The sequence below is a fragment of the Streptomyces sp. NPDC005438 genome, from assembly GCF_040606315.1.
Taxonomy (GTDB): domain Bacteria; phylum Actinomycetota; class Actinomycetes; order Streptomycetales; family Streptomycetaceae; genus Streptomyces.
The window spans coordinates 66,189-87,904 of record NZ_JBEXEP010000016.1 but is presented as its reverse complement, the minus strand read 5'-3'; the positions used below and the strand labels follow the sequence as shown (position 1 = coordinate 87,904).

Below are 21,716 nucleotides of genomic sequence, written 5' to 3'. Positions count from 1 at the left end.
ACAGGTCGATGGCACGGCTGTCGGCGCCCCGGGCCACAATGGTGCCCCAGCAGTCCAGCAGTACGGCCCCGCCGCGAGCGGGGACGTGTCCACCCCAGCACGAAGGAGCCCCGTCCGCGATGGCCCCCCGTAGTACGAAGACCCCACCCGGGGACGACTTCGAGGAACGCATCCTCGACATCGACGTCGTCGACGAGATGCAGGGATCCTTCCTGGAGTACGCCTACTCGGTCATCTACTCCCGCGCGCTGCCGGACGCCCGCGACGGCATGAAGCCCGTGCAGCGCCGCATCCTCTACCAGATGCACGAGATGGGTCTGCGCCCCGACCGCAACTACGTCAAGTGCGCCCGCGTCGTGGGCGAGGTGATGGGCAAGCTGCACCCGCACGGCGACAGCGCGATCTACGACGCCCTGGTGCGTATGGCGCAGTCGTTCACCATGCGGGTGCCCCTGGTCGACGGACACGGCAACTTCGGCTCCCTGGGCAACGACGACCCGCCCGCGGCGATGCGGTACACCGAGTGCCGCTCCGCCCCCGCCGCCGGACTCATGGCGGAGTCCATCGACGAGGACACCGTCGACTTCGCCCCGAACTACGACGGCAGCGAACAGGAACCGGTCGCCCTCCCCTCGGCGTACCCCAACCTCCTGGTGAACGGCTCCTCGGGCATCGCGGTCGGCATGGCCACCAACATGCCCCCGCACAACCTCGGCGAGGTCATCGCCGCCGCACGGCACCTCATCAAGCACCCGGGCGCCGACCTGGAGACGCTGATGCGCCACGTCCCCGGTCCCGACCTGCCCACCGGGGGTCGGATCGTGGGGCTGTCCGGCATCAAGGACGCCTACGCCAAGGGGCGGGGCACCTTCAAGATCCGGGCCACCGCGACGGTGGAGGCCGTGACGGCCCGCCGCAAGGGCATCGTGGTGACCGAACTCCCCTTCACCGTGGGCCCGGAGAAGGTCATCTCCAAGATCAAGGACCTGGTGAACGCCAAGAAGCTCCAGGGGATCGCCGACGTCAAGGACCTCACCGACCGCGAGCACGGGCTCCGGCTGGTGATCGAGCTGAAGAACGGCTTCCACCCCGAGGCCGTGCTGGAGCAGCTGTACAAGCTGACCCCCATGGAGGAGTCCTTCGGGATCAACAACGTGGCCCTGGTCGACGGCCAGCCACTGACCCTGGGCCTGAAGGAGCTGCTGGAGGTCTACGTCGACCACCGCTTCGAAGTGGTGCGCCGGCGCAGCGAGTTCCGTCGCACCAAGCGGCGCGACCGGCTCCACCTGGTGGAGGGGCTGCTGGTCGCCCTGCTCGACATCGACGAGGTCATCCGCATCATCCGCGCCAGCGAGAACGCGGCGGCGGCCAAGCGGTCCCTGATCGAGCGGTTCGAACTGAGCGAGATCCAGACCCAGTACATCCTGGACACCCCGCTGCGCCGGCTGACCCGCTTCGACCGGCTGGAGCTGGAGTCCGAGCGGGACACCCTCAACGAGGAGATCGACCAGCTCACCCGCATCCTGGAGTCCGACGCCGAGCTGCGCAAGCTGGTCTCCTCCGAACTCGCCGCCGTGGCCAAGAAGTTCGCCACCCCCCGGCGTACGGAGCTGCTGGACGCGAACGCGACCCCGGTGGCCTCGGTGCCCCTGGAGGTCGCCGACGACCCGTGCCGAGTGCTGCTGTCCTCCACCGGCCTGCTGGCCCGCACCTTCGACGCGGACCCGCCCTTCGACCGCACCGCCAAGCGCGCCAAGCACGACGTGATCATCTCCGCCGTGCCGGCCACCGCCCGGGGCGAGGTCGGAGCGGTCACCTCCCAGGGACGGCTGCTACGGATGGCGGTGATCGACCTGCCGCAACTGCCGGAGTCGGCCACCTCCCCCCACCTCGCCGGTGGCGCCCCGATCTCGGAGTTCGTGTCCCTGGAGCCCGAGGAACGCCTCGTCTGCCTGACCACCCTCGACGAGTCCTCCCCCGGTCTGGCGCTGGGCACCGAGGGCGGCGTGGTGAAACGCGTGGTCCCGGACTACCCGACGAACAAGGACGAGCTGGAGGTCATCTCCCTCAAGGAAGGGGACCGGGTGATCGGTGCCGTCGAGCTGCGGACCGGCGAGGAGGACTTGGTCTTCATCACCAACGAGGCCCAGCTGCTGCGCTATCCGGCCAGCCAGGTGCGCCCGCAGGGCAGGGGGGCCGGAGGGATGGCCGGCGTCAAGCTGGGCGAGGGCGCCCGGGTGCTGGCCTTCCACGCGGTCGACCCGGCCGAGGACGCGATGGTCTTCACCGTGGCCGGTTCGCACACCATGCTCGACGACTCGCTCGCCTCCGCCAAGCTGACCCCCTTCGACCAGTACCCCCGCAAGGGGCGGGCCACCGGCGGGGTGCGCTGTCAGCGGTTCCTGAAGGGCGAGGACTGCCTGACCCTGGCCTGGGTGGGTCCCACGCCGGCCAGGGCGGCCAACGCCAAGGGGACACCGGTCGAGCTGCCCGAGATCGACCCCCGCCGGGACGGCTCCGGTACGCCGCTGGCCAAGCCGGTAGCGGTGGTCGCCGGGCCGGTGTGACGCCGGACCACCAGAACGCGGCTCAGCCGCCCGAGGAGAGCACGCTCTCCTCGGGCGGCGGGTCCTCGGTGAGGTCGGCGTCGTCCGACGGTCCGTCCACGAAGCGCAGCACCCCCCACATGCTCTCCGGGCCGGGGCGCTCGCCCTCGTCCAGACGGCACCCCTCCAACCGTTCCCGGGTCCGCTCCGGTGCGAAGTCGGTGCCGATCAGCACCAGTTGGGTGCCCGGCTCGCCGCCGCGCGAGGTCGACGGGTAGAAGCGCAGGAACTCCCCCACCGCGTGCACGGAGTACCGCTCCTGACCGCCGGCCACCCCCAGGCACACCTCGCCCTTGAGGCGGTACAGCCCCTCGGGGCGGTCGTCGAGGAAGGCCATCAGCCGACCGGGGTGCAGCGGCCGGGAGCACTCGTAGGACAGGCTCTGGTACGCCTCGTGCAGATGCTCCCCGTGCTCGCCACCCACCTCGCACGGGTCCTCGCGCCACAGCTGGTCGAAGGACAGCTGCACCGCCCGACCCGTCTCCTCGGGGCGTACGTCGAACAGCAACTCCGGGTCGACCCGGCCGTACCGCGCGGACACCAGGGCGCTGCCACTGAGCACGCGCAGTTCCCGGGCCAGGTCCAGCCGCTGTTCCTCCTCGATCCGGTCGACCTTGTTGAGCACCACCAGGTCCGCCAACGGCAGGTGGCGCTCGATCTCCGGGTGCCGCCGGCGTGTGTGCCGGTACTCGGCGGCGTCCACCACCAACACCATTCCCCCGTAGACGATGTGGGGGTTCTCGCTGGCCAGAATCATGCGGATCAGCGTCTCGGGTTCGGCCAGTCCACTGGCCTCGATCACCAGCAGGTCCATTCCCGCCGAGGGGTGGGCGAGCTTCTCCAGCACCTCGTCCAGGTCGGAGACGTCCACCGCGCAGCACAGACAGCCGTTGCCCAGGGAGACCATGGAGTCCACCTGGCCGGCCACACTCATCGCGTCGATCTCGATGCTGCCGAAGTCGTTCACCACGGCCCCGATACGGGTGCCACCGCTGTGGCGCAACAGGTGGTTGAGCACGGTGGTCTTGCCGGATCCCAGGAATCCGGCCAACAGCACGACGGGTATGGGCCGCGTGGTCACGGTGACGCCTCCTGACGGGTGTGGTGGCCGATCGTAGATCACCACCGGACTCGTTCGGCTCGCCGTCAGCGCGTCAGGCGCACACAACGCGCTGGTCCCCCGCACAAAGGTTAGGCTCTCCGTACCAGTACAGCCGTGGCCTTCGGCCACTTCCCGGCTCAGCGTCGAGCCCCTCAGCACAGTGGACGGTAGCCCCCTTGAGTACGTGCGCCGCAGCATCCCGCAGGGACCAGGAGCCGCTGGCCGGAACGGCGGCGACGGCGGACACCTGGCTCCTGGTCGAGCAACCGGGCCCCTGGGGTCGGGACGCCCTGACCCAGAGCCACCTCGACCCCGACCTGGGCACCGAACTGCAACGGCTCACCGAGGGAACCGGCATCCGCCTGGCCCTCATCCGACGGTACGGGCCCCACGCCGATCACCACGACGGCGCCCGGCGCCGGCTGTTCCTCGCCCACACCCACCCCGGCCGCTCCTGGGTGCGCACCACCGAAGTCCACGGCCAGCCCCACGAGTTGGCCGCCCTGACCCCTCGGGACTACCAGGCCCTGGGCCGGGGCGACCACCTGGACCTGTGGGAGCCCTACGAGGGGGAGCCACTGGCCCTGGTGTGCACCAACGGCAAACGAGACCGCTGCTGCGCCCTCCTGGGGCGCCCCCTCGCCGCCGAACTGCTCTCGGCGGGCGTCGGGGGCGTCTGGGAGATCACCCACATCGGCGGACACCGGTTCGCCCCCACCCTGCTGGTCCTGCCGTTCGGCTACGCCTACGGCCGGGCCTCCGCCCCCGTGATCAAGGAGGCGCTGGTTCTCGCCGCCGAGGGACGGGTGCTCACCGAGGGCTGCCGTGGCCGCTCCGCCTGGGAACGTCCCGGCCAGGCCGCCGACCTCGCGGTGCGCCGGCTGACCGGGGAGGACCGGGAGCACGCGCTGACCGTGCTGGGCGCCACCGAGGAGGAGCCCGGCCACTGGCGGGTGGAGGTCGCCCACCACGACGGCGGGCAGTGGGCCGTCACGGTACGCGCCACCCCCTCCGCCAGCGACGCGCCGGCCAGCTGCGGGGCGGCCCCGGGGCTGCCGGACCGGGTCGAGGTCGAAGGCGTACTCACCCACGCCTGAGCCGCCGGGAGAGCGGGTCGGTGCGGGGCTCCGACCGGTCGGAGCCCCGGCCCGTCAGACGTCGATACGGGACCTGTCGAGGGTGGCCGCCGAGCCGGTGATGAACTCCTTGCGCGGGGCCACCTCGTTGCCCATCAGCAGGTCGAAGGCGCGCTCGGCCGACTCCAGGTCGCCGATGTTGATCCGGCGCAGGGTCCGGTACCGGGGGTCCATGGTGGTCTCGGCCAGCTGGTCGGCGTCCATCTCACCCAGCCCCTTGTAGCGCTGGATGGAGTCCTTGAAGCGGACGCCCTTGGCCTGGAGCTCCAGCAGGGTCTGGCGCAGCTCGTTGTCCGAGTAGGTGTAGATGTACCGGTCCTGGCCCTTCTTCGGCTGGACCAGCTCGATCCGGTGCAGGGGCGGTACGGCGGAGAAGACCCGCCCCTGCTCCACCATCGGCCGCATGTACCGGTGGAACAGCGTGAGCAGCAGGATGCGGATGTGGGCGCCGTCGACGTCGGCGTCGGCGAGGAAGATCACCTTGCCGTAGCGCGCCTGGTCGATGTCGAAGGTCCGGCCCGAACCGGCTCCTATGACCTGGATGATGGCCCCGCACTCGGCGTTCTTGAGCATGTCCGAGACCGAGGCCTTCTGGACGTTGAGGATCTTGCCCCGGATCGGCAGCAGCGCCTGGAACTCGGAGTTCCGCGCCAGCTTGGCGGTGCCCAGCGCGGAGTCCCCCTCGACGATGAACAGCTCGCCCCGCTCCACGTCGTCACTGCGGCAGTCGGCGAGCTTCGCCGGCAGCGAGGAGGACTCCAGCGCGGTCTTACGGCGCTGCGCCTCCTTGTGCTGACGGGCGGCGATACGTGTCCGGGCGGCGGCCACCGTCTTCTCCAGCACGGCCCGCGCCTGCGCCTTGGCGTCCCGCTTGGTGGAGGTCAGGAAGGCCTTGAGTTCCTTGGCCACCACCTGGCCCACCACCCGGGAGGCCGCCGAGGTGCCGAGGACCTCCTTGGTCTGACCCTCGAACTGGGGCTCCGCCAGCCGTACGGTCACCACGGCGGTGAGGCCCTCCATGGCGTCGTCCTTGACGACGTCGTCCTCGGCGACCCGCAACAGCTTGGTGGAGCGCAGCGCCTCGTTGACCGTACGGGTCAGCGAGCGCTCGAAACCGGACACATGGGTGCCCCCCTTGGGGGTGGCGATGATGTTGACGAAGGAGCGCACCATGCTGTCGTACCCGGTGCCCCAGCGCAGGGCGATGTCCACGCCGAGTTCCCGCTGCACCTCGGTGGGGATCATGTGGCCCCGCTCGTCCAGGACCGGGACCGTCTCCTTGAAGGTGCCCTTGCCCTGGAGGCGGATTACGTCGCACAGCGGGCGGTCGGGGGCGAGGTACTCGCAGAACTCGCTGATCCCGCCGTCGTAGCGGAAGGTCTCCACCTGGGCCGGGGCCCCGTCCAGGGCCCGCTCGTCGCGGACGACCAGCGTGAGCCCGGGGACGAGGAAGGCGGTCTGGCGGGCCCTGGCGTGCAGGGTGTCCAACGACAGCCGGGCGTCGCGGAGGAAGATCTGCCGGTCGGCCCAGTAGCGCACCCGGGTGCCGGTACGGGTCTTGGGGATCTTCTTGCCCTTCAGCAGTCCGCTGCTGGGGTCGAAGGGCGCGTCCGGGCCGGACTCGGTGAAGATGCCCGGCACTCCACGACGGAAGCTGATGGTGTGGGTGCGGCTGGAACGGTCGACCTCCACGTCCAGCCGGGAGGACAGGGCGTTGACCACGGAGGCACCGACCCCGTGCAGACCGCCGGAGGCCGCGTACGAGCCGCCGCCGAACTTGCCGCCGGCGTGCAGCTTGGTCATCACCACCTCGATGCCCGACAGCCCGGTCTTGGGCTCGATGTCCACGGGGATGCCGCGACCGTTGTCCCGCACCTCCACGGACCCGTCCTCGTGGAGGATCACCTCGATGTGGTCGCAGTAGCCGCCGAGGGCCTCGTCCACGGCGTTGTCGATGATCTCCCACAGGCAGTGCATCAGGCCACGACTGTCCGTCGAGCCGATGTACATGCCAGGGCGCTTCCGCACCGCCTCCAGTCCCTCAAGGACCAGCAGATGCCGCGCGGTGTAGTTGCCCCCTCCGTCCCGGTCTGCCCCGGAAAGCAATGCGGTGGACGGCACGGACGTCTCGGCGGTCACGCGGTTCGCTCCTCGCTGAATTCTGCACGGGATGGCTGTTCTGCCGGTGAGAGGGTACCGAGGCCCAATAGAGCTGGTGTGCAGCCACCCAAGGGAAGCCACATGCTAGCTCACATTCGTCCGCGCGTTCGATTCGGAACTGAGGTGACAGCCACATCACGTTCCCTTCGAGGCATGAACCATTTAGGCTCCGGGCACGTCCTCCACAGCGAACCCCACGGGGTTCGAGGACAACCACCGGAACAACACCGACCAACCACCCGATAGCGACGAACACCCAACAGCACAGCAATACGGCTCTTTCGCCGCCAACCGGCGACACTCAGCCGTCCCGGAGAGAAATCTTCGGGGAATTGCCGGGAGCGGGAACGTTTTCGGACCGGCTGGATGTTGACCCTGGTACGACAGCTCGTCGAGCTAGAGAAGAGGCGACGTGACTACTGTTCTGACCCCCGCGAGCCCGCTGACGGCCGCTGACCGCTGCGACCGTTGCGGTGCCCAGGCATACCTGCGTGTAGTGCTCATCAGCGGTGGAGAGCTGCTGTTCTGCGCCCACCACGGCCGCAAGTTCGAGCCAGAACTCAAGAAGATCGCCGCGGAGATACAGGATGAGACGGAGCGGCTGACCGCCACTCCCGCGACCGCGAGTGAAGATGAACGCTAACCGCAGACCTGATCCCTCGCGTCCCTGTTGACGAGCCCTACCGGCGAAGGCCGGAGACGAGCGGGCGGTCCCCCACCGGGAGACCGCCCGCTCACTCGTTGCCGGAGTGGTTGCCGGGTGGGGGCCTACGTTGACCGTTCCCGGATGAGGTCCGCGTACGCGGAGACCCGGGTGTAGACGCCGGGGCGCTCCGCGTCCCCACAGCCCGTCCCCCAGGACACCAGGCCCACCAGGGAGCCCCGCACCACCAGCGGTCCCCCACTGTCGCCCTGGCAGGCGTCCCGGCCGCCGTTGTCCGTACCGGCGCAGAGCATCGAGTCCTTGGCGAAGCGGCCCCCCTCGTCGTCCGGGTAGGCGCGGGCGCACTCCTCGTCGCCGACCAGGTTCACCTCCGCCTCGTGCAGCGTCCCCGGGTAGGTGCCCTGACCCGTGGTGTCACCCCAGCCGTAGACAGATGCCTCCGCCCCCGCCCTGGGTTCACGGTCCTTCGACAGTCCGATCGGCTTGGCCCCCTTCGGGGACTTGGCGAGTGTGAGGACAGCCAGGTCACCGGAGTTGGTCTCCGAGTCGTGGTCGGGGTTGACCCAGCTGTGGCGTACCTGGGTCTCCTGCCCCTCGTCACTGTCCAGGTCACTGCGTCCGGTGATCACCTTGAGGTCCCGGACCTGGTCCAGGTCGACCCCGAGCACCTCGCGGCCCAGACAGTGCGCGGCGGTGACCACCGTCCGCTTGTCCACCAGCGCCCCTCCGCAGAACTGGCCGGAGCGCTCCTCCCCGAAACGCTCACGACTGGCGAGAGCGACCGTCCAGGGGTGGTCGATCGCGTTCACCGTGTGCCCGCCCACCACCTGTCGGTCCCCGGCTGACGCCTGGGGAGCGAGAGGGGTGAGCAGAGCCAGAGACAGTCCTCCAACGAACGGGGCTATGAGACGGCGCATGAGTCCTCCTGACCGAGCGGGGCTCCGAGGCAACCCAGGGTGAGCCGCTTGGGCCATGCACGCATTCCGAGCGGAGGGGGGTGTGGCCGTGCCGTGTGGTGAGGGACCGGTGCTGACGGGCGAGGAGCCGTTTTTGGACCGCGTCCCCCGGGTCTGCGAATGGGGTGAACCTCGCCGGCTCACTGTCGGTACGACCACAGAACGGCGGGTGCCCGACTGGTCTTCCAGTCGGGCACCCGCCGTCACCTGTGCCAGGGCCGGGACCGCCTCCCCCACGGGGCACGGTCGCCGGGATCAGTCCAGATAGTCGCGCAGCACCTGGGAGCGCGAGGGGTGCCTCAGCTTGGACATGGTCTTGGACTCGATCTGACGGATGCGCTCACGGGTCACCCCGTAAACCTTGCCGATCTCGTCCAGGGTCTTGGGCTGTCCGTCGGTGAGGCCGAAGCGCATGGAGACCACGCCGGCCTCCCGCTCGCTGAGGGTGTCCAGCACCGAGTGCAGCTGTTCCTGGAGCAGGGTGAAGCTGACCGCGTCCGCTGGCACGACGGCCTCGGAGTCCTCGATCAGGTCACCGAACTCGCTGTCGCCGTCCTCGCCCAGCGGGGTGTGCAGCGAGATCGGCTCACGGCCGTACTTCTGGACCTCGACGACCTTCTCGGGGGTCATGTCGAGTTCCTTGGCCAGCTCCTCCGGGGTGGGCTCCCGGCCCAGGTCCTGGAGCATCTGCCGCTGCACACGGGCCAGCTTGTTGATGACCTCGACCATGTGCACGGGGATGCGGATGGTCCGCGCCTGGTCGGCCATGGCACGGGTGATGGCCTGCCGGATCCACCAGGTCGCGTAGGTCGAGAACTTGTAGCCCTTGGTGTAGTCGAACTTCTCCACCGCGCGGATCAGACCGAGGTTGCCCTCCTGGATGAGGTCCAGGAAGAGCATTCCGCGCCCGGTGTACCGCTTGGCCAGCGACACCACCAGACGCAGGTTCGCCTCCAGCAGGTGGTTCTTGGCCCGGCGCCCGTCCTCGGCGATGATCTCCAACTCGCGCCGGAGCTTGGGCGCCAGCTTGTCCTCGGTGGCCAGCTTGTCCTCGGCGAAGAGGCCGGCCTCGATCCGCTTGGCCAGTTCCACCTCCTGCTCCGCGTTGAGCAGGGGGACCTTGCCGATCTGCTTGAGGTAGTCCTTGACCGGGTCGGCGGTGGCTCCGGCCGCGGCGACCTGCTGGGCGGGGGCGTCGTCCTCGTCCTCGTCGGACAGGACGAAACCCTCGTTCTCGGGCTTGGCCTCTGCCGCCGGGCCGTCCTCCGGGCCGGGCTTGACCGGCTTGGCGGGGGCCTCCTCGGCCTCCTCCGGCGTCTCCAGGATCTCGTCCACCACCGACTTCTTGGCGGCGGTCTTCTTGGCCGTCGCCTTCTTCGCCGGTGCCTTCTTGGCGGCCTTCTTCGCGGTGGCGGCCTTCTTGGCGGCCGGGGCGGCTTCCTCCGCTCCGACCTCGGTGGCAACGGGTTCGGCCTCGGCCACCTTCTTCGCCACCGTCTTCTTGGCTGGCGCCTTGGCGGCGACCGCCTTGGTGGCGGTGCGCTTGGTCGAGGTCTTGGCGGCGACGTTCTTGCGTGCGCGCTTGGGGGCTTCGGCGGCACTCACCATCAGCGTCACACCCTCCTCGTCGAGGATCTGGTTGAGGCTGCGGAGAACGTTCTTCCACTGGGTTGGCGGAATCTGGTCAGCCTCGAAGGCCCGACGCACGTCGTCGCCGGCGATCTGCCCCTCAGCCTTACCCCGCTCAATGAGCGCCATCACGGACTCGGACTCGGCGATCTCCGCTGGGAGCGTACGGGAAGTGCTGGCCGACACGAACAACCTCTCGGAACGATGGGAATGGCGGACCGTCGGTGAGTGAACCGACGGAGCGGGTGTCACGGGGGAGGGCTACAGCGCGATGAACGCCCCTGGTATTCCCTCTTCCAGCTCCACCTCTTGAGTCATCGCGTCTGAGCGCGAAGTGTTACGCCCAATTCCCGTGTCCCGGGTCACATCCAGAACGGGGCAAAAGGCGCCAACGAGCGAGGGCGGCTACCCGGAAGACCGATCGCCGTCCCGTGGCGGAGCCGCTTGGCGGCTACCACCGCCCTCAAGCGTAAGTCCGGTACGGAGGAGGTTTTCGCCACGGGGGCTTCGGGGAAAGCGAACGCCCCCATCAGTCACCGGACAGCAGCGACCATGGGGGCGCTTCGACAGCGGCCCGGCTCTCAGTGCTCCCGAGGAGAGGGGACGGCGTGGTCGGTGGGCGCCCCCTGCTGAGCGGGGACCGGCTCGCGCTGCGGCTGGAGGAGCTGACGGGCCGCCTCCTCGGCCGCCGCCGCGTCACCCTCACCCATCGCCTCGACGATGCGCCCGTGCAGAGCGACGGTGACGTCGTTGGGGTGCTCGCAGGCGCAGTCACCGCCACCGGACACCTGGAGCGCGGAGGCGACGATTCCCGACAGGTGCTCCAGCATCCGGTTCCCGGCCGCCTGGAGCAGTACGCCGTGGAACTCCGCGTCGGCCCGGGAGAAGGTGAGCCCGTCACCGTGGGCCAGGGCCTGTCCCATGATGTCGACCATCTCGGCGAGCCGCTGCCGTACGTCCTCCTTGGCCAGACGGGTCGCGTGACGGGCGGCCCGGGGTTCGATGGTGAGGCGGAGTTCGATCAACTCCCGCCGCTGGTCCTCCCGTTGGGGCCCGAAGGCGCGCCACTCGATGATGTCGGGGTCCAGCAGGTTCCAGTCGCTGACCGGACGGACCCTGGTGCCGACGTTGGGGCGGGCACTGACCAGCCCCTTGGCCTCCAGCACCCGCAGCGACTCACGCACGACGGTGCGGGACACCTCGAAGCGCTGACCGATCTCCTCCGGCACCAACGGACGGTCCGCCCCCAGGTCCCCGGAGACGATCATCTGTCCGAGCTGCTGGACGAGTTGACCGTGCAGCCCCCGGCCTCGGTTGCCCGAGGGACGCCGGGCCGCGCGACCCAGATCGGTATCCGATCCTCCCCAGACCAGGGCTCCGCCGGGGCGGGGCCCGGCGGGGTCGCCATACGAGTAGCGGTTGCGCTCCTCCGAAGCGGAGGAGGCGTCGGAGCGAGCGTTGGACGTCGTGGAGTGGTGCGCAAGGGTAGTCACGCCACCTTTGTCGGCCCTGCCGCCAAACACCTTGAGGGCTTTCGTGAAAAGCACACGAAAGGGTGATCGGCGATGATCTCGGCCTTGACGGGGCGCCTGAGGCGCCTGGCCCACCTTCCGAAAGGGCGGCGAACACCCTTCCATCACCAGTCCGGGGTGGGCCGCCACCGAGCGCCGAAAAGGGGAAGCGGGGCCGCCACCAGAACAGTCACCCCTGGTCAACCCACCCCCCGCCGAAGGACCACGAGGGCGTAGAGGCACAGCAACGCCGTCAACGACAACGCCATCGCCTGCCCCATGGGTTGGGACAGGAACCGCACCGCCACGGCCACCCAGGGATCCGTTCCAGAGGGGAACGGCGCCCACTCCATCAACCGATCGGGCAACTCGTCGAACGCCCGAGCCCCCGGCCCGTCGGTCAGGCCCCGTACGGCCGGAGCCACCACGGTCGGCACCGCCAGAACGGCCAGCACTCCCATCCCGACTGAACGGAAGATGCCCGACGCGAGCACCCCGGCCCAGCCACACCCCACGGTGAGTGCCGCTATCGCCGTGGCGGCGACCCCCCATCCCGTGGGCATTACCGTGGACTCCGGCCCGAAGAACAACCGCAGGGCGAGCATGTTGGCGACCGCCGTCACCAGGCACAGCAGCAGGGAGATCCCGGCGGAAACGGCCAGCTTGGCGATCAGCAGCCCCAGTCTTCGCGGGACCGGTGCCTGTGCCGGGGCAAGCGCCGGGTACCGGAACTCCTCGCCGAACGCCAACGCACCCAGCACGCCCGCCGCCAGCGCCACCGGAGGAAGTGGGCACAGCCAGCTGTCCGGCCAGCCCATCACCAACTCGACGTTGGAGGAGGCCACTTCGACGGAGGTGGCCGACTGGACCCAGGCCATCGCGAAGGCGGTGAACCCCGAGAGCCCCACCGCGAGCAGCATGATCACCCACCCGGTGGGGACGGAGAACAGTCGCCGCAGCTCGTACCGGACAGGGAAGACCGGTCCGGGCCGGGAGACCACCGGCAGGTGTGGGGGCAGCGACGAGGAACGGGGCCCGGCCGACGGAGCCTTGCGGGGTGACGGGCCAGCGGTCGCGCCGCCCTTGTCAGCGCTCCGTGGAGAGGCGTTTCGGGCCGGAGCCTCGGCGGCTCCCCTGGACTTGGGGGACGGACGAACGGTGGAGGGCTGGGTACCCTCGCCGCTCCTCGTACGGGACGGTCGGGAAGGCGTTGGCTTCTCCCGAGCGGGTGGGCGCCCGTCCGCGCGGAGCAGCGGGCCCACCGGACTGCGGTCCCCCTGGGTTCCCGTCTCGTCGGCGAGTTGGTGGACCATGATCCCGTTCTGGTGAGCGAGTTCCCCCACGGCGGCCCTGCTGCTGCCGTAGATCGACAGGCGCCCGCCTCCCTCGGGGACCACACGCACCTGAAGGTCGTCCTTCGCGGCCGGCTGTGGGGGCCGAGGAGGAGCTGTCACGGCCTGTCTTCTGATGACCTCGGCCAACCGTTCCGCGTGCGGCGAGCGCACCGCGATACGGGGAAGCAGCCGGGTGCGGAGGTAGTCCTCCGCGTCCTGGTCGGCGACGAGTCGCCCCTGGTCCAAGGTGACCACGCGATCGCCGCAACGACCGGCCTCCTTTCCGCACCGTGAGGTCACCAGAACGGTGCCGCCGTCCTCGGCGTGCGCCCGCAGCAGACCGTGCAGCCAGCGGGCCTCCCGGTGGGACAGGTCCCGCGTCGGTTCGTCGAGCACCAGGGTGTGCGGATCCCCCAACAGGGCCGCCGCGAGGCCCAGTCGACGGTCCATGCCACGGGAGAGCCGCTCCAACCGGAGGTCGGCCAGACCGCTGATGCCCACCGTGTCCATCACCGCGTCCACCCTGGTGGCCGGCACCCCCGCGGCGGCAGCCAGCATTCTCAGGTGGCCGGCGACCGTACGCCACGGATGTCCGGGGACGTCTCCCATCAGCACCCCGACCTCGCGGGCCGGGTGGGGCACCCGGTGTAGGGGGCGCCCCCGGATCAGGGCCACTCCCCTGCCCGCCTGCAGTTGCAGGACGAGCCGGAGCGCGGTGGTCTTTCCCGCGCCGTCGGGGCCGAGGAGAACCGTCACCTGGCCCGGGCGGGCGTCGAAAGTAAGGTCCTCCACTGAGGGGCGGGCACGCCGCCGACCTCTCTCGCTGGTCAGCCCAATGGCCTGGATCATCGCTTCTCCCGAGGAACGCCTGGGGGACGCACTCGACGAAGGTAGCGCGATATGTCCGATTTTCTGTGCGGCGCGCGCAGGGCGACTGCTGCCGGATCCGAGACGGTCAGACCTCGGGGCGGAGCATCGGCGGGTTGAGGAGCGTTGCCCCACCGGCCCGGAACAGTTGGGCGGGACGACCTCCCTGACGGGTCGTCGTACCACCGGTGGGCACGAGGAATCCCGGGGTGCCGGTGACCTTGCGGTGGAAGTTGCGGGGGTCGAGCGCCACGCCCCAGACCGCCTCGTAGACCCGTCGCAGCTCGCCGACGGTGAACTCCGGCGGGCAGAACGCGGTCGCCAGGGAGGAGTACTCGATCTTGGAGCGAGCCCGTTCCACACCGTCCGCCAGAATGCGGTCGTGGTCGAAAGCCAGCGGCCCCACCTCGACGTCCTCCGGTCCCTGGTCCTCCGAGGCCAGCAACGAGGTGACCGAGGCCCAACGCGCCCCCCTGGCGTCCCCACCAGGGGTCGGCGTGGGAAGGTCGGGCGCCAGCACCAGGTGCGCGACGCTGACGACCCGCATACGGGGGTCCCGGTCAGGGGTGCCGTAGGTCGCCAGTTGCTCCAGGTGCGCCCCGGGATCCCGAACACTGGCCGCGTCGTCCGCCGGCTCCTGACTCCGAAGCCCCGTCTCCTCCCCCAACTCCCGTCCCGCCGCAGCTTCCAGATCCTCGTCAGCCCGGACGAAGCCGCCGGGAAGAGCCCACTGCCCCTCGAAGGGTGGTTCGCCTCTGCGCACCACGAGCGCGCAGAGCGCGTGCTTGCGGACGGTAAGGACCACCAGGTCGACGGTGACAGCGAACGGAGGAAAGGCCGACGGATCGTAGGGCATAGCGTGATCATAGTCGTCTCCCTGACGATAAGAAGGGGGATCTTCAGCCTCTGCCCCAGCCACTGACGTCGGATGTTGCCGGCGCCCGGCATCGGTCGAGGGGCGCGGACCCGCCTTCTCACAACCGCTCCCTTTCCGCACCGTCGCGAGGAGCGGGAAGGGTCATCTCGGCGGTGGGCGGCGCCCCGGTGTTGCACGCGAGGTGCACGAGACGCGCGAGCCGATGCCCGGGGTCACGTCGCAGGGCGTACTGCACGGCGACCTGCGCGGCCGGAATGTCCCCCAGGTTCCAGCTCACCCACCCCGCGAGGGACAGCAGGGTCGGCGCGTGCGAGGTGAATCCCCCGACACAGCGGCGGGCCAGCGCCCGCCAGAGGCGCAGCGCGGCGGGGGCGTCACCGGGGCCGACCCAGGTGCCGGCCGCGTCGCGAACCGGCTGGTCCTGCAACCCGACGATCAGGCGTGCGGCCTCCTCGCAGGAGAGCAGGCCATCGTCGTAGGAGTCGTCCGCCCGGTACCGGGACCCGGAGGTGGGCGACGCTTCGGGAGCTGACCGCGCCTCGTCCTTCCAGGGGGAGCTGCTGCGGAAGCGGTCCAACAGTTCGCGGACGAGGGCGAGCGTCTCCTGTTTGACGGACTCGGAACCGCCCTCGGGGATCATCTTCCGCATCCACGCGTTCTGCGCCTGGACCAGCGCCAGCTCCTGGGAGGCCACCAGCTCGTGCCGGAACGGGGCGAGGCGCGCCTCCAACTCCCTCAGGGAACCGCGTACCCGCACACCGGCGGAAGCGGCGACGGCGGCCACCACCGAGTGGCCCGAGCGCCCCTGGGGAACGCCCTCCGCAGGGCAGCACTCCCGGTCGGAGCAGGTGTAGGACCAGCAAAGCCCCTGGGACAGGCACACCGCCTCGTAGATCGGCACGTCCAACATGCCGCAGCTGACACGCAGGTGATCGACCAGCGGACGCAACCGTTCCATGACCTGACGTCCGGTCCCGCCGCCCTTGGGTTCCCGGCAGCAGTAGAGCACCGCGCCGTCCGGTGGCCGCTCCCCCGCGCTTCCCGCGTCGGCCAGGCACTCGGCGACCTCGCGGGAGGCCTCGTCCCAGCGTTCGGGGGAGTCGGGGATGTCGAGCCGCAGCCGCCAGCCGAAGCGACGACCGCTGTCGTACACCGCGATCAGCACCAGTGAGTCGTCGGGGTAGTAGCCGAGGAGGTACGGCAGCACCTCCGCGAGTTGACGAGGACCGTGGACTTCGAGTTGAACGGCGTCGGTTCGGGGTGCTTCTTCAGCACGGTGTGGGTTCATGTCGGGAACCGTGCCTCATGACCGCCATGTCGTGCTGCGCGTTGTCCACAGGAGCGATCGATCATCACACCGGAAACGGGCTGTCCACAGGCTGGAGCGGCATGTCGGTCTCCCGTGGTGACATGACGCCCATGCCTCATCCCACCCCGTTCCGCACGCCTCTGCCCCCTTCCGACCGCTCACCGCGTCCCGTCCACCCCGTCCGGGAACCGGCGCCCAGGCCACGACATGGAGCACCTCCAGCCCCTGAGGCACCGTTGCCGCGTCCTGGCCACCCGGCGAGAATGGAAGCCGTAGTACGAAGGGAGAGTTCGGTTGACCTTCGAATTCGCCGCTCCCCCACACCCCGAATCCCCCCACCGTGGCCGCATCCTGGAGCCGGCGGAGTGGGCGTCCACCGAGATCCCCCTGCTGCGGGACCCGCGAAGGGTCATCACCGAACTCCACGCGCTGCACCGCCCGCGTGGGGGCGACGTGGTGGTGGCCGTCCTGCGCCAGGACCAGCGGCCGGTGGCCAGCGCCTCCTTCTCCTACGGGGAGTTGGAGTGCGACGGCTGGGTGTACCGCAACGCCCTCCTCCACCAACTGCGCCGCGTCATCCCGCACGACCTGCGGCGGCGCTCCCCCAGCCACACGGCGATCCTGCTCTGCGCGCGGGCCGGCGACCTGGGGTGGACGCCGGAGGACGGGGCGTGGTTGTGGGGGCTGCGCGACGCCTGCACTCTTCACGGGCTGCGTTGCGGCGCCTACGTGACCCTCGGCGAGGGCGGCTGGCAGGTGCTCGGCGAGGGGAGGACTGGCAGGCGCCCCTCGGTACGCGAGGGGCCACTGTCTCCCCTGGCCGTGGCGCCGCCTCGGGAGAACGGGGAGGTCCGCGGGGGTGCCGAGGAGGCTTCGCCGGGAGAGGGCGTACTAGAAGAGGGTGCGTAGCCGCCCGGGGTCTCCGCAGACCACCAGTTCCCGCTCGGCCGCCGCCATCGCCCGGGGCAGGGCCTCGGCGACCTCCTCGTCCGTGCCACCGTTCACGGCCACCACGACCGTGTCCCGACGGGTTCCCGCCAGGGAGTCGGTGGCGGCGGCGCAGAACACGTCCGTGCCCTCGGTGAGTTGGGCCCAGTAGGACTGCTCGCCGAAGGAGAGTTCGTGCCGTGCCCAGGGGTGCGGTTCGCCGGTGGTCAGCACCAGGACCTCACCTGGCGCGCAGCCGCCTTCCAGCAGCCCGTCGACAGTCTCGTCCGCCACTTCAACGGCGCTGTCATCGGTGGCCGGGACCAGACGGATCTGGGTGGAAGGGGAGCCACCGGCTTCCTCACCCGGCGACTTCGGCCGGGGTGTGGCGGGGCTGGACTGACGAGGGCCGGGAACGGCGGGTTGTGGTCGCGTGACCTCGGGCTCTGGGTGAACTTCCGCCACCACGCCGGGGGTTGGCGCCCCCTGCGGAGCCATGGTCTCCTCGCGGTTGAGAGGCATGGATGATGTCTATCAAACTCCAAGGTCATCCATGTAGGCGGGGGGCCGTCCCAAGCCACCCGCCGGGGCCGGTCAGAACAGGGTGCTCTCCTGGGCCTCCACGGTCCGCTGACGCTTGAGGTGGCGCCAGGCGGGAAGCTCGTCCAGGTAGCTCCAGGACAGCCGGTGGTAGGGCGTGGGCCCCAGCTCGCGCAGGGCCGCACGATGGACGGGCGAGGGGTAGCCGGCGTTGCTGTCGAAGGCGAACTCCCGGTGCCCTTCTCCGAGTTCGGCCATCAGGTTGTCGCGGTGCACCTTGGCGAGCACCGAGGCCGCCGCCACCGCCACACAGGAGATGTCGCCCTTGATGACCGTACGCACCCGCCAGGGTGCCCCCAGGTAGTCGTGCTTGCCGTCCAGTATCACCGCGTCTGGACGAACCGGGAGTTGGGTCAGCGCCCTGCTGGCGGCCAACCTCAACGCGGCGGTCATGCCCATCTGGTCGATCTCCTCGGGGCTGGAGTGACCGATGGCGTGTGAGGTGACCCAGTCGCGGAGGACCTCGGCCAACTCCCCACGGCGCTTGGGGGCGATCAGCTTGGAGTCGGTGAGCCCTTCCGGGGGGCGACGCAGACCGGTGATCGCGGCGCACACCGTGACCGGGCCGGCCCAGGCGCCTCGCCCCACCTCGTCCACCCCGGCGACCACCTTGGCCCCGAGGGTGGCACGCAGGGAACGTTCGACGCGGTGAGTGGGGGGTTCGTAGGCCATGGCGGCGCCCAGCCTAGCCGCCTCCACCTCGTCCCCGACACCCGCTTCCCCGGGCGCCAACGAGCCCCACGGTCCGAGCGGTTGGGGCTCCTCGCCGTCGCGCTCCACAGCGGCACCCCCTCAACAGACGCCGTACGACTCGGGGGTGCACCACTTCTCGAAGGGACGGTCCAGGTGGTACTTCCCATCGGTACCCAACACCAGGGAATGGATGGAGCCGTTGTCCGGGTTGGACAGCGACTCGAACTCGGCGACGCTCCAGTGCAGCCACCGCATACAGAACAGCCGCATGGTCAATCCGTGCGTCACCAACAGCACGTTCGGCGGGTGGTCGGCGGACTCGAAGCTGCGCCAGAGGCTCTCCAGGAAGGCCCCCACCCGGTCGTACACGTCCGCCCCCGACTCGCCCTGGGCGAAGCGGTAGAAGAAGTGGCCGTAGGCGTCACGCCGCGACTTCTGCCGGCGCACGTCGGCCGGATCCTGCCAGTTGCCCCAGTCCTGCTCCCTCAGCCGGGGTTCCTCCCGCACCCGTACCAGGGACGGATCCAGGCCCAGCGCGGTGAAGGTCTCGTGGGTGCGGCGGTACGGCGAGACATAGGCCGACACGCGCTCGTCCCGGAAGTCGCCGCGCAACCTCGCACCGGCTTCCTGGGCCTGCTTCAGACCGCGCTCGGTGAGGGCGAGGGCGTGGTCGGGGACTCTCTCGTACACCGTGTCGTCCACGTTGCCCTCCGACTCGCCGTGTCGGATCAGAACGATGCGTCGGGGACGTGCCATGGCACCACCCTAGGTCGGCCCCTCGCTGACGGCCGAGCCGGGCGGCGGGAGCGAGGACGGCGGGGCTCAGACCGTCCAGAGGGACTCCAGGTCGATCACGTCCCCGGCGATACCGGTGATGTCCGCTCCGGTCTGGGCCCGAAGTGCCAGCCGCTCCACGCGCTCGGTGCGGTACTTGCCGTGTTCGGCCCGGGAGTCCCACATCGACAGCACCAGGAACTCGTCCTCGCTGCCCGCCTGGGCGAAGACCCCGCGCAGCATCCCGGGGGACCCGGCCATCGCCGGGTTCCAGACCTTCTCCTGCATCAGCATGTAGTGCTCGACCCGATCCGGCCGGACCTGGCAGTGGGCCACCCGCAGCAGGTCGGCGTCGGCGAAGGTGGGCCGGAAGCCCACCTTCACGTCGAAGCGGTACTCGAACAGCCGGACCTCGGGGTCCTTGAAGGTGCCGACCTGGGACGCGGCCAGACGATCATGGGAGCGGGCCATGAAGGAGTCGTAGAAGGCGCGGCTCTCCCAGAAGCCGAAGATGTGCGCCACCCCGGGCCGGGCACGGCTCCATCCACCACCCTGCCCCCGGAACCCGGGCTCACCCAGCAGCCCCGCCCACTTCCGCTGACCCCTCTCGAACCCTCGCCTGTCCGCCACCGTGCAGCGCATCCACTTGACCAGCACCGCGCCATCGTAAGGGCAAGGGCCGGCCAGCGGGCTGGCGAGCGTCGGACAACCGGGGCCGGAACGGGGAGGTTCCGGCCCCCGAAGGTGCGGGCCGCCCCTCCCCTCAGACCCGTACGGTCTCGGAGAGGAACTCCTCGAAGGTGCCGCTCCCCCGCGTCTGCTCCGGCGCCAGCAGGGCACCGTCACGCACCGCCCGGAAGGCCCGCCCCGGAAGCCGCAGCGGTACGACCAGACGCCGACGCCCGGCGGCACGCAGCGTCCGCCGGGCCAGTTCCGAACCGGAAACCACCTGTGGGCCTCCCATGTCCGCCACCCTGCCGGCGGGCGCGGCCACCGCCAACTCGGCGAGCCGCGCGGCCACTTCGTCGACCTCGATCGGCTGGAACGGCGCCCGGAAGGCGAGGGCGAAGGGCAGCCACCGCTGGGAGAGGGTGATCCGGGCGAGCAGGTTGTGGAACTGGGTGGTGCGCAGGATGGTCCAGGCGAGCCCGGATTCCTCGAACAGCTCCTCCACACGGCGCTTCATCTTGTAGTAGGGCATCGGCACCCGGTCGATGCCCACGATGGAGATGTAGACCAGGTGCGGTTTCCGGTCAGCCTGCCGCGCGCACTCGATCACCCGCCGCGCCCCCGCCTCGTCACCCTTGGTGAAGGAGGTGGCGCAGTGGACGACGACATCGGCTCCGGCGACCGCCGCCTCGATGCCGACACCGCTGTCCAGGTCACCGGTGGCCCACTCGCAGTCGCGGTCGTCCCCGGTGGGTCGGGGGTTGCGGCTGAGTACCCGCACCCGTTCTCCGCGTTCCAGCAGTTCCCGTACGACAGCTCTGCCCAGAGTTCCGGTACCTCCGGTCACCAGGATCAGACCGCTCATGTACTCGCTCCCTCAAGATGTGGTGGGACTTCACCGATGTGACGGGACAGGGCCACCGGGTGTGACATCCGCCGTCTCTTGATACCTCCAACCCACCCGTCCCCAGGGCCGGTTGGGAGTACGACACGCGGGGGCCGCCCCGGCCGACGGGTCACCCACCCCCGGGCCCACCCACCGGTGTCGGACGAGACGACGGTGGCCGCGTCACGGACCAGCTGGGGCAGCCGGCCGGGCTGGGCGAGGGGCCCAGGGGGCCCACTTCGAGGCCAGGCGATCGACCAGCCGTTCCGACAGGCGGCGAGGAAACGGGCACCGTCCGTGCCGAAGGGGTCCCAGGTGCCGTTGACCAGCCACACCGGCCCGGGTACGCGCGAAGGGAGGCCAGCAGGGTCCCTGACGAGGGCCTCGCGCACCACCTGCGGGACCACCTCGCAGCTGACCCCGCCGGCGACCAGGGCGCGGGCCACCTGGGGCGGCATGGTCCGAGCGAAGGCGCCTGCGGTCAGGCGGTCGACCCGTTCGGGGTTCCAGGAGGCGAGCCGCCCCGCTCCTCGGTAGGCGAAGGCCAGGGGCCCACGGGGACGGGCGCCGCAACCGGGGGCGTCGACCCCGGCGACCTGGTCCGGGTGCCGCGCGGCCAGGGCGGGGGACTCGTACCCGCCCAGGGAGAGCCCCACCACCAACGCGGGCCGGCCCAGTGGTGACCGTCCAAGGGCGCCCTCCTGGTCACCGCGCTCATCAGCGGCGGCCCCCTGGAACTCACGCCCACCGACACCGGCAACCTGCGGCGGCCTGGAGGAGCCGCTGAACTCCGTGGTGGGCCCGCTCACCACCCACCGGCCCGCGACATCGCCGTCACCCAGCTGGGCACCGTCACCCAACGCCAGGCCGGCCCTTCGGGACCGGCTGGCGCGGGGCAGCCCCTCCTCGACCGCGCGGTGGCCCGAGGCGAACTCGCCCACCGACGTCGCCCCCACCCTCGTGGTGGACCCACTCGTCGGAGTCGCGTGGCTGCACCTGGTGGTGTTCCGGCAACT

Annotated in this window: 17 protein-coding genes; 4 read left to right on the top strand and 13 right to left on the bottom strand. The window is 70.3% G+C overall.

Annotated elements, in window-relative coordinates; genetic code table 11:
- The first annotated feature begins 119 nt into the window (after window positions 1-119).
- Window positions 120-2,567, top strand: a complete 2,448-nt coding sequence (locus tag ABZT14_RS24885) for a DNA topoisomerase IV subunit A (RefSeq protein ID WP_356306507.1) — start codon at window positions 120-122, stop codon at window positions 2,565-2,567.
- 22 nt (window positions 2,568-2,589) lie between these two features.
- Here the strand turns inward: ABZT14_RS24885 and ABZT14_RS24880 are convergent, their stop codons facing one another.
- On the bottom strand, window positions 2,590-3,687 hold the full coding sequence (locus tag ABZT14_RS24880; RefSeq protein ID WP_356306505.1) for a CobW family GTP-binding protein: 1,098 nt from the start codon (window positions 3,685-3,687) through the stop codon (window positions 2,590-2,592).
- Window positions 3,688-3,884: 197 nt separating this feature from the next.
- Between ABZT14_RS24880 and ABZT14_RS24875 the strand changes: the two genes are divergently transcribed.
- Entirely contained in the window at window positions 3,885-4,805 is a 921-nt protein-coding gene (locus tag ABZT14_RS24875; protein WP_356306503.1) for a sucrase ferredoxin, read from the top strand.
- A gap of 54 nt (window positions 4,806-4,859) precedes the next feature.
- On the opposite strand, the gene ABZT14_RS24870 is transcribed toward ABZT14_RS24875, so the two are convergent.
- Window positions 4,860-6,983, bottom strand: a complete 2,124-nt coding sequence (locus tag ABZT14_RS24870) for a DNA topoisomerase IV subunit B (protein ID WP_356306501.1) — start codon at window positions 6,981-6,983, stop codon at window positions 4,860-4,862.
- 433 nt (window positions 6,984-7,416) lie between these two features.
- Between ABZT14_RS24870 and ABZT14_RS24865 the strand changes: the two genes are divergently transcribed.
- Window positions 7,417-7,647, top strand: coding sequence for a hypothetical protein (locus ABZT14_RS24865; protein WP_356306499.1), 231 nt, complete (start codon window positions 7,417-7,419; stop codon window positions 7,645-7,647).
- A 125-nt stretch (window positions 7,648-7,772) separates the two neighbouring features.
- On the opposite strand, the gene ABZT14_RS24860 is transcribed toward ABZT14_RS24865, so the two are convergent.
- From ABZT14_RS24860 to ABZT14_RS24835, 6 genes are all read right to left on the bottom strand, one after another.
- Window positions 7,773-8,585, bottom strand: coding sequence for a serine protease (locus ABZT14_RS24860; RefSeq protein ID WP_356306497.1), 813 nt, complete (start codon window positions 8,583-8,585; stop codon window positions 7,773-7,775).
- A 294-nt stretch (window positions 8,586-8,879) separates the two neighbouring features.
- A complete protein-coding gene (locus ABZT14_RS24855; RefSeq protein WP_356306495.1) occupies window positions 8,880-10,439 on the bottom strand; it encodes an RNA polymerase sigma factor in 1,560 nt (519 codons plus the stop codon).
- A gap of 395 nt (window positions 10,440-10,834) precedes the next feature.
- Window positions 10,835-11,800, bottom strand: a complete 966-nt coding sequence (locus tag ABZT14_RS24850) for a FadR/GntR family transcriptional regulator (protein ID WP_356306493.1) — start codon at window positions 11,798-11,800, stop codon at window positions 10,835-10,837.
- A gap of 164 nt (window positions 11,801-11,964) precedes the next feature.
- A complete protein-coding gene (locus ABZT14_RS24845; protein ID WP_356306491.1) occupies window positions 11,965-13,947 on the bottom strand; it encodes an ATP-binding cassette domain-containing protein in 1,983 nt (660 codons plus the stop codon).
- 106 nt (window positions 13,948-14,053) lie between these two features.
- Window positions 14,054-14,821 carry an NUDIX domain-containing protein gene (locus ABZT14_RS24840; protein ID WP_356306490.1) on the bottom strand — a complete coding sequence of 256 codons (768 nt, stop codon included), beginning with the start codon at window positions 14,819-14,821 and terminating at the stop codon, window positions 14,054-14,056.
- A 118-nt stretch (window positions 14,822-14,939) separates the two neighbouring features.
- Window positions 14,940-16,130, bottom strand: a complete 1,191-nt coding sequence (locus tag ABZT14_RS24835) for a DUF4192 domain-containing protein (protein WP_356306489.1) — start codon at window positions 16,128-16,130, stop codon at window positions 14,940-14,942.
- A gap of 315 nt (window positions 16,131-16,445) precedes the next feature.
- On the opposite strand from ABZT14_RS24835, the gene ABZT14_RS24830 reads away from it, so the two are divergent.
- Window positions 16,446-17,060 carry a hypothetical protein gene (locus ABZT14_RS24830; protein WP_356306488.1) on the top strand — a complete coding sequence of 205 codons (615 nt, stop codon included), beginning with the start codon at window positions 16,446-16,448 and terminating at the stop codon, window positions 17,058-17,060.
- Here the strand turns inward: ABZT14_RS24830 and ABZT14_RS24825 are convergent.
- From ABZT14_RS24825 to ABZT14_RS24805, 5 genes are all read right to left on the bottom strand, one after another.
- Window positions 17,043-17,372, bottom strand: coding sequence for a hypothetical protein (locus ABZT14_RS24825; protein ID WP_356306486.1), 330 nt, complete (start codon window positions 17,370-17,372; stop codon window positions 17,043-17,045). The genes ABZT14_RS24830 and ABZT14_RS24825 overlap by 18 nt on opposite strands.
- 300 nt (window positions 17,373-17,672) lie before the next feature.
- Window positions 17,673-18,350, bottom strand: a complete 678-nt coding sequence (locus tag ABZT14_RS24820; protein ID WP_356306484.1) for a ribonuclease HII — start codon at window positions 18,348-18,350, stop codon at window positions 17,673-17,675.
- A 120-nt stretch (window positions 18,351-18,470) separates the two neighbouring features.
- Window positions 18,471-19,127, bottom strand: a complete 657-nt coding sequence (locus ABZT14_RS24815; protein WP_356306482.1) for a histidine phosphatase family protein — start codon at window positions 19,125-19,127, stop codon at window positions 18,471-18,473.
- A gap of 66 nt (window positions 19,128-19,193) precedes the next feature.
- Entirely contained in the window at window positions 19,194-19,802 is a 609-nt protein-coding gene (locus tag ABZT14_RS24810) for a YdbC family protein (protein ID WP_356306480.1), read from the bottom strand.
- A 106-nt stretch (window positions 19,803-19,908) separates the two neighbouring features.
- Entirely contained in the window at window positions 19,909-20,679 is a 771-nt protein-coding gene (locus ABZT14_RS24805) for an NAD(P)H-binding protein (RefSeq protein ID WP_356306478.1), read from the bottom strand.
- Window positions 20,680-21,716 lie beyond the last annotated feature (1,037 nt).

What these genes read in the sequence shown, in the direction of transcription:
- ABZT14_RS24885 (WP_356306507.1), top strand. Translation starts at nt 120, where the DNA reads ATGGCCCCCCGTAGTACGAAGACCCCACCCGGGGACGACTTCGAGGAA.
- ABZT14_RS24860 (WP_356306497.1), bottom strand. Translation starts at nt 8,585, where the DNA reads ATGCGCCGTCTCATAGCCCCGTTCGTTGGAGGACTGTCTCTGGCTCTG.
- ABZT14_RS24845 (WP_356306491.1), bottom strand. Translation starts at nt 13,947, where the DNA reads ATGATCCAGGCCATTGGGCTGACCAGCGAGAGAGGTCGGCGGCGTGCC.
- ABZT14_RS24840 (WP_356306490.1), bottom strand. Translation starts at nt 14,821, where the DNA reads ATGCCCTACGATCCGTCGGCCTTTCCTCCGTTCGCTGTCACCGTCGAC.
- ABZT14_RS24835 (WP_356306489.1), bottom strand. Translation starts at nt 16,130, where the DNA reads ATGAACCCACACCGTGCTGAAGAAGCACCCCGAACCGACGCCGTTCAA.
- ABZT14_RS24820 (WP_356306484.1), bottom strand. Translation starts at nt 18,350, where the DNA reads ATGGCCTACGAACCCCCCACTCACCGCGTCGAACGTTCCCTGCGTGCC.
- ABZT14_RS24815 (WP_356306482.1), bottom strand. Translation starts at nt 19,127, where the DNA reads ATGGCACGTCCCCGACGCATCGTTCTGATCCGACACGGCGAGTCGGAG.
- ABZT14_RS24805 (WP_356306478.1), bottom strand. Translation starts at nt 20,679, where the DNA reads ATGAGCGGTCTGATCCTGGTGACCGGAGGTACCGGAACTCTGGGCAGA.